General features: G+C 49.9%; 10 protein-coding genes. 6 read left to right on the top strand and 4 right to left on the bottom strand.

Going from position 1 to position 6,928, the window contains the following annotated elements; all coding sequences use genetic code 11:
- Both RW114_RS19385 and relB read right to left on the bottom strand, forming a co-directional pair.
- Window positions 1-208: transposase (locus RW114_RS19385; protein WP_340124389.1), on the bottom strand; the 208-nt coding region annotated here is incomplete at its 3' end.
- Between the two features lie 130 nt (window positions 209-338).
- Complete coding sequence (relB, locus tag RW114_RS19380) at window positions 339-563, bottom strand: type II toxin-antitoxin system RelB family antitoxin (RefSeq protein ID WP_340124388.1); 225 nt, start codon at window positions 561-563, stop codon at window positions 339-341.
- Between the two features lie 193 nt (window positions 564-756).
- Between relB and RW114_RS19375 the strand changes: the two genes are divergently transcribed.
- The 4 genes from RW114_RS19375 to RW114_RS19360 all read left to right on the top strand — a co-directional run bounded on the left by RW114_RS19375 (window position 757) and on the right by RW114_RS19360 (window position 1,971).
- Complete coding sequence (locus RW114_RS19375) at window positions 757-1,002, top strand: AbrB/MazE/SpoVT family DNA-binding domain-containing protein (protein ID WP_340124387.1); 246 nt, start codon at window positions 757-759, stop codon at window positions 1,000-1,002.
- The gene (locus RW114_RS19370; RefSeq protein WP_340124386.1) at window positions 987-1,412 is read left to right on the top strand and encodes a type II toxin-antitoxin system VapC family toxin; all 426 of its coding nucleotides are present in this window, start codon (window positions 987-989) and stop codon (window positions 1,410-1,412) included. Before RW114_RS19375 ends, RW114_RS19370 begins: the two co-directional genes overlap by 16 nt.
- Before the next feature lies 1 nt (window position 1,413).
- Window positions 1,414-1,641, top strand: a complete 228-nt coding sequence (locus tag RW114_RS19365; protein ID WP_340124385.1) for a hypothetical protein — start codon at window positions 1,414-1,416, stop codon at window positions 1,639-1,641.
- Window positions 1,642-1,791: 150 nt separating this feature from the next.
- On the top strand, window positions 1,792-1,971 hold the full coding sequence (locus RW114_RS19360; RefSeq protein WP_340124384.1) for a VOC family protein: 180 nt from the start codon (window positions 1,792-1,794) through the stop codon (window positions 1,969-1,971).
- A 342-nt stretch (window positions 1,972-2,313) separates the two neighbouring features.
- On the opposite strand, the gene RW114_RS19355 is transcribed toward RW114_RS19360, so the two are convergent.
- Both RW114_RS19355 and RW114_RS19350 read right to left on the bottom strand, forming a co-directional pair.
- The gene (locus RW114_RS19355; RefSeq protein WP_340124383.1) at window positions 2,314-3,750 is read right to left on the bottom strand and encodes a phosphomannomutase; all 1,437 of its coding nucleotides are present in this window, start codon (window positions 3,748-3,750) and stop codon (window positions 2,314-2,316) included.
- Between the two features lie 187 nt (window positions 3,751-3,937).
- Window positions 3,938-4,666 (bottom strand): metallophosphoesterase, encoded by a 729-nt coding sequence (locus RW114_RS19350; RefSeq protein WP_340124382.1) that lies wholly within the window; start codon window positions 4,664-4,666, stop codon window positions 3,938-3,940.
- A gap of 87 nt (window positions 4,667-4,753) precedes the next feature.
- On the opposite strand from RW114_RS19350, the gene ispG reads away from it, so the two are divergent.
- Window positions 4,754-5,971, top strand: coding sequence for a flavodoxin-dependent (E)-4-hydroxy-3-methylbut-2-enyl-diphosphate synthase (gene ispG / locus RW114_RS19345; RefSeq protein WP_340124381.1), 1,218 nt, complete (start codon window positions 4,754-4,756; stop codon window positions 5,969-5,971).
- Window positions 5,972-6,188: 217 nt separating this feature from the next.
- Window positions 6,189-6,806, top strand: a complete 618-nt coding sequence (locus RW114_RS19340) for a RelA/SpoT domain-containing protein (RefSeq protein WP_340124380.1) — start codon at window positions 6,189-6,191, stop codon at window positions 6,804-6,806.
- The last annotated feature ends 122 nt before the right edge of the window (window positions 6,807-6,928 follow it).

Genomic DNA, 6,928 nt, shown 5'->3' with positions numbered 1-6,928 from the left:
ACCAGCGTGAAAATCGCTTGAAGATGCTATTCCACTTACCATGCGTTGGCGGCAAAATCCGCCACTGCGCTCCCGAACGTAATATCCACAAGCAGGCACTGATAAATTGTCTGCAAGTGTCTGGCTGCCCGACATGAATACCTGTCAATTTCTTTAAGTTTGCCAATATTCGCACCCATTCTTCATCGCTTAAATTTATCCGGTTCATCCTACTCAAAATGATCAATTCTACCGGATTGGTAAATCGTCAACAGAACCTAGGTGATTCTGGAATAATGCCTCGTTGTGCGACTGGGCGGTCCAGCTTATCGAGTTCGCGTTCCGCCGCAGGATCAAATCTAATTTTCCATGCCATAGCGTTTCAGTATGTCCTCAAGCGCGACAGTTTGAGTGCGACCGGCACGAATCTCGGTTAAACGTTGTTCAGCTAGGTAAGTGTCCTCCAGATCGTCAAGATGCTGCTCAATGGCTTGTCTTGCATAAAAAGTTTTCGTGCGGCCTGTAAGTTTGGCTAAATTGTCCAGGCGTTTTTCCAGGTCTTCCGGCAATCGAATGGCTAACATGGGTTTACCCTCAATAAATAAATGCTATACAGGTATAGCATCACCGCCCTACCCCTTTAAAGATAAAGAACTGGAACGTCAGAAACAGCGCCGCCCCCATTTTTGTATCAACCCATAATCCTCATAGCGGCTATTTACTTTACTGATAAAAAAGTATTACTATTAAAGTATTACTCACAATCAGGTGATCACTATGCGCGTAACAAGCAAAGGCCAGGTAACCATCCCCCAGAACGTCAGGGAAAGCATGGGCATTCTGCCAGCCGAAACCGAGATTGAATTTTTGCAGGATGAAAACGGACGCTGGTATATCAACAAAGCCAAAACCTCTAAAAAAAGAGCCAGCCGGTTCAGGACTGCCCATAATACCGGCAAGTTGACCATGAACACCAATGACATCATGGCGCTGACGCGAGGCGAATCGTGGCCATCATCCTAATCGACAGCTGCGTCGTCACCGATCTGGCCGACCCTGAAAGTGCTTGGTTTGAATGGAGCGCTTCAACCTTGGAGCGGCTGGATCAGAACAACACAATGGTCATCAACCCAATCATTTACGCCGAGTGTTCGGTTGGCTTTGAGCGCATTGAAGAAGTGGAAGCACTATTTGAGTCCCTGGGCTTTGCCATGAAACCAATTCCGAGAGAAGCCCTCTTCCTGGCCGGGAAAGCGTTTTTGCAATACAAGAAACGCAAAGGCGAGAAAGGCAACGTGCTCCCGGATTTTTTTATCGGCGCTCATGCGGCGGTAGCCGGTTATCCACTGGTATCTCGCGATAAGGGACGATTCAGCACCTATTTTCCTAGCGTTGAACTGATAATCCCTGAATCGACTAAAGGGCTAAATTGACTTGAATCTCAAGGAAGCAGAATTATTATTCCAAGCCGGTGCTTTAGCCGTGCCGGTGATCAAAAAATACGCCCTTGATGATGGCTGGGTGGCCACGCTAACCGGCAAGCATCAGCTTAATCCGACACTAGAGACTGCACGGGGTCAGGTGCGGGTGTTCAAGCGGCTGGATGCTGCGGTAGGCGTGTTGTTTGAGATTGGGTTTGGGGAGATTAGGATTGTTCGGTAACTAAACAAACCGTTCTTCCGGTTAATTAACCCCCCAATGGGATATTACGATGCTGGATTCCGATGATGACAGCGAAGAAGAATTTATTACGGTAATGACTGATTCAAATAGCCCACCATCATCACCTGGTGAATGCGGTTCAGGTTGTCTATGGATAGTTTTATTGTCGCTGGCTGTGCGAGGGTGCAAGACCAATTTTACGGTGACCGCACCGGCGCGTTGGAAGATCCTTTCGGGCACATTTGGTTTCTTGCCACCCATAAGGAGGATATAGCTCAGGAGGAAATCAGCAGACGCGCTGAGGCGCTGTTCCAGCAACATAATGCCTAACATCAAACATAATACTGTTGCCTTAAGCCGATAGTTGAAACCTGTTCACTCGCCGGCAATTGCGCTCCGTGCCCGCCTGGACGGCATCGAGCCATCACTGTGTCCAGCGTGTCATTGGTGATGTCGGCGTTCGTCTTCTGCAAATAGCTTGAAAGAACGGCTTTGTTGGATGGGCGGGCACAGTCGTGGCCGCGCGACATGCCTGAAACAGGCGGTGAACTGCTCAGGCGTGATGTTGAGGTCGCGGCTAATCTTGTCGAGAGGCCGTTTGGGATCTTCCGTCAGGAAAGCCGGGGGTGCAGACAGTGCAAGAAGAGCGGCATATATAGACCTTCATAAAGATCATTTACCGGCAATGCGTTGCAAACTCAATGTGACCAGTGTCTGCGCCCGTTCCATGCTGTCGGCTTCGGCATAGCAGCGCAATTCCGGCGCGTTGCCGGACGGACGCAGATGCACGATCTCGCCGTTGTCGAAAGTCAGGCGCAGGCCGTCGGTCAAATCCCGCAGAGCAACCGCGCCCAGCTCATTACCCCACAAGCTTTGATAGGCCGCATCATCGCTTTGCAAGCTGTCCAGCAATGCCCCGCTATTGGCAGCCGGAAAGTCCTGCAATCGGTCGCTGGCGGTATAACGTTGCGGCAAACCGGCGAGCAGGGCCGATACTTTGCCGCCCTGTTGCCGAGCCATCGCCAGCACAGCCAAAGCGGGCAATACGGCGTCGCGGGTCGGCAGCGCGGTCAGGAGTTGTCCTCCAACCGTCAAATCATTGCCCACCAAAAAGCCGCCGTTGGCTTCAAAACCGACCACGCTGGGACTGCCGTCAGCAAGCATCTGTTCCATACCGGCAATCACGTACGGCGAACCGATGCGAGTGCGGATCACCTGCCGAAACAGTCCTGATGCTTCGATTGCGGTATTGCAGCTCACCGGCGTAACCACGGTGTCGGCACCCAGAAAGCGCGCACACAATAAGCCGACGATGTCGCCGCGCAGCCAGTTGCCTGTCTCATCGGCGATCAGAGGCCGATCGCCGTCGCCGTCGGTGGAAATAATGGCATCCAGATGATGCTCTTCCGCCCAAGTCAGTCCTCGTTGGCGGTCTTCTTCGCTGACCGCTTCGGTATCGAGAGGCACAAAGGTATCCGTACGCCCCAAACCGACCACATCCGCGCCCAGAGCACTCAGTACTTCACGCAGACAATCGCGCGCCGCGCTGGAATGCTCATAAACCCCGATCCGCCAACCGGTCAGCAAATCGGCGGCAAACAGGCTGGTGTAGCGCTGCCGGTATTGCTGCAAAGCGGTGGAGTTGACGGTCGGTAATAGCGTATTGTCAGCAGTCGCTTGCAACTCGACTTCGGCATGGGTAATAGCCGCTTCATCGGCTTTGCTGATCTCGCCTTCGGCCCGATAAAACTTGATGCCGTTGCGATCGAACGGAATGTGACTGCCGGTAACCATGATTGCCGGTATGCCTTGTTTCAAGGCGTACAAAGCCAGCGCCGGGGTGGGCAGCATCCCGCAGAAATCCACCTCGCAACCGGCCTGTCGAATACCGGCCACGCAAGCGCGAACGATGGCCGGACTGGACGGGCGCAAGTCCATGCCCAAGGCGATTTTTTGCCCCGGTTGCGCAAGGCCGAGACCGTGCAGAAACGCCAGCGTATAGGCGGTGCAGACCTGATCGGTCATTTGGCTAACCGGCCCGCGTGCGCCGCTGGTGCCGAATGCTACGCCGCTCTCGGCCATCATTTGTTGGATATTGATTTTTGTCATGGGGGTTTGGTTTGTAAGGTTGTAAAGGTGAGTAAAAAAATTGGCTTTTAATGATTTTTGAAACTTTTCAATATAGGCGAAAGGCGAAAGGCAAAGGGCAAAGAATGGCCTAATTTAAAAGCAAAGGTTTTTTTCGCCTTTCGCCTGCTTTTAAGTAGGTAATCTTTTACGACAACACAGCCTCAGCCTATATTTCCACTATCCTGTTCTGATCGAATCCAGGCACGACTTTTGTACCGAGATAACCTCTGGGATTGCACAGTATCCTGGCCCCGGCTATACGATAATCTGCCGGACTGTGAACATGGCCGTGAAACCAGACTGCTATCTCGTATTCATGCAGCAACGCTTTCAAATCACTGCAATAAGCCAGTTTCTTAAGCGCATAAGCCGCATCGTTCCAGCTCCATAGAGACGGTGCGTGATGGGTTATAACGACGGTTTTCCCTGAAAACGGCTGAGCTAATTCCTGCTCCAGCCACGTCTTCGAGCTTTGATGCAAATGACTAAACAGCCACGTATCAAAAGACATATCGGCGAATTGAATCTTCCTAAAATCGTTTATAGTCTTGCCTAAAGCCTCGGCTTTTTCATTTCCTTCAACAAACAAATCGGCCCAGAGCGTACAGCCTAAAAAACGCACACCCTGAAATATAAAACTGTCGTTCTCAAGAAAGCGCACATTGCTGCCCTCACATTGTTTACGGATCAAACGTAACGTTTGCCGATATTCCTGCGTATAAAACTCATGATTCCCGGCCACATAAATAACCGGCTTATTCAATGCATTAAGCCAGTCTATGCCTTGGGTACTGACACCTATATCGCCGGCTGCGACAATGATGTCGGCATCATTATCAGGAGCTTCCAGCGCTCCAAACTCCAAATGTACGTCGGAAAAATAATTTATCCTCACACTAAACTCTATTCAATGGCCTGTATCAGCGTATAATTTAACAACATTATTCCAGTTAACTGTAACCTTTTCCAAAAGATTTTGCATATGTCTATCAGCCTTAGAAAAATCACCCATCAAGTTTTAATCGGCGACGTTAAAGTTGGCGGCGGTGCTCCTATCGTCGTTCAGTCCATGACCAATACCGATACCGCCAATATTACGGCAACCGTTAATCAAATCATCGAACTGGCCACCGCCGGTTCCGAGCTGGTCCGCATCACAGTCAATTCCGAAGAAGCGGCTGCGGCCGTTGCTGAAATCCGCAACCAATTGGATAAAAAAGGCAACTCGACCCCGATCGTCGGCGACTTTCATTTTAACGGTCACAAACTGTTGGAAAAATACCCGGACTGCGCCCAGGCTCTGGATAAATACCGCATTAATCCGGGCAACGTAGGCCGCGGTAAGAGCCGTGATCCGCAATTTCAGCAAATGATCGAATTTGCCTGCCAGTATGACAAACCGGTACGCATCGGCGTCAACGGCGGCAGTTTGGATCAAGCGGTGCTGACCCGCTTGCTGGATGAAAACAGAAGCCTGCAAACACCCGAACCTTTAGCCGCCGTCACCCGCAAAGCGATCGTACTGTCAGCACTTGAAAGCGCCGCTAAAGCCGAAGAACTGGGACTGGGCAAAGACAAAATTATCCTGTCCTGCAAAATCAGCAATGTGCAGGAATTGATCAATATCTATCAGGATCTTTCCAACCGTTGCGATTATGCCTTGCATCTGGGACTGACCGAAGCCGGCATGGGCTCCAAAGGCATCGTCTCCTCGGCCGCCGCTTTATCGGTATTGATGCAGCAAGGCATCGGCGACACCATCCGCATCTCGCTGACGCCTGAACCCGGCGCATCCAGAACCCAGGAAGTCATCGTCGGTCAGGAAATCCTGCAAACCATGGGCTTTCGTTCATTCACCCCGATGGTTATCTCCTGCCCCGGTTGCGGTCGCACCACCAGCGATTATTTCCAGAAACTGGCGATGGACATCCAAAGCTATTTACGCGATCAAATGCCGGTATGGCGCACCCAATATCCGGGCGTTGAAACCATGGAAGTGGCGGTTATGGGTTGCGTGGTCAACGGGCCGGGCGAAAGCAAAAGCGCCAATATCGGCATCAGCCTGCCCGGCACCGGCGAAACCCCGGTAGCGCCGGTTTATGAAGACGGCGAAAAAACCGTCACGCTGAAAGGCGACCGTATCGCCGAAGAGTTTCAGGGCATCGTGCAACGCTATATCGAAACGCATTACGCGCCGTAGCACCGTAGGTTGGGTTAGGCGCGTCTTTTTTGCGCCGTAACCCAACATATTCACGCGGCAAATGTCGGGTTACGCTACGCTAACCCGACCTACGAGACTTCAACCGATTTTGAGTAATGCCAATCATGCGGCGCAATACGCTACGCTATTGACGCCCTACAGATTACGCCTTATGACCTTTATAATTTTAACTGCGTATGCATAGAGATAGAATTTAGTGAATACAAAAATTGAGTTTCCCGGTGGTTCTAAAACGCGAGTAAATAAAGCTGGAGTTAATTTTCGATCCGGTAATGGCACTCTTGATGATTTTATAGCCATCGAAGAATGGAGGGCCGCACACAAAGCTGTTCTGAATACATTTCAGGCCAGTTTGCGGAATAGGACTCGTGGAACCTCAATAGTAGTCGCACAGAGACACAAACGGAGAAATACAATACTTAACAAATTAATACGATTTCCAAAAATGGAATTGGCAAGAATGGATGACGTCGCTGGGTGCAGACTCATTTTTGAATCTATTGAAGAGCTAAACTTATTTAGGAAAAAATTTCATAAAGCGAAATTCAAACATAGAAGACGCAACGATCTAGATAAATACGATTATATAAAAAATCCAAAAAACACTGGTTATCGTGGAATTCATGACGTTTATTCCTACGACGTAAACTCATCTGAAGGAAAGAAATATAAAGGACTACAAGTTGAGATTCAGTACAGAACTCTTATCCAGTATGCGTGGGCAACTGCAGTCGAAGTAGTAGGGTTTGTAACAGAAAGTCAGCCAAAATTTCAAGAAGGGGATCATCGCTATGAAAATGGAATGGCTCTATAGTTTCTCAGGTAAATAATTTCCAAGCCACTACAGTAAAATTCACGCAGGGATTGCGAAATCTTCACGCATTTTCTTCATGACACACAAAACTTTACTGGCATCTTGCATATACGTCTTGAAAG

This window comes from Methylobacter svalbardensis (genome assembly GCF_037671525.1).
GTDB classification, from domain to species: domain Bacteria; phylum Pseudomonadota; class Gammaproteobacteria; order Methylococcales; family Methylomonadaceae; genus Methylobacter_A; species Methylobacter_A svalbardensis.
This window is presented reverse-complemented; position numbering and strand designations above follow the sequence as displayed.

Excerpts from the sequence above, each read along its gene's own strand:
- relB (WP_340124388.1), bottom strand. The coding sequence starts at position 563 with ATGTTAGCCATTCGATTGCCGGAAGACCTGGAAAAACGCCTGGACAAT.
- RW114_RS19375 (WP_340124387.1), top strand. The coding sequence starts at position 757 with ATGCGCGTAACAAGCAAAGGCCAGGTAACCATCCCCCAGAACGTCAGG.
- RW114_RS19360 (WP_340124384.1), top strand. The coding sequence starts at position 1,792 with ATGGATAGTTTTATTGTCGCTGGCTGTGCGAGGGTGCAAGACCAATTT.
- RW114_RS19355 (WP_340124383.1), bottom strand. The coding sequence starts at position 3,750 with ATGACAAAAATCAATATCCAACAAATGATGGCCGAGAGCGGCGTAGCA.
- ispG (WP_340124381.1), top strand. The coding sequence starts at position 4,754 with ATGTCTATCAGCCTTAGAAAAATCACCCATCAAGTTTTAATCGGCGAC.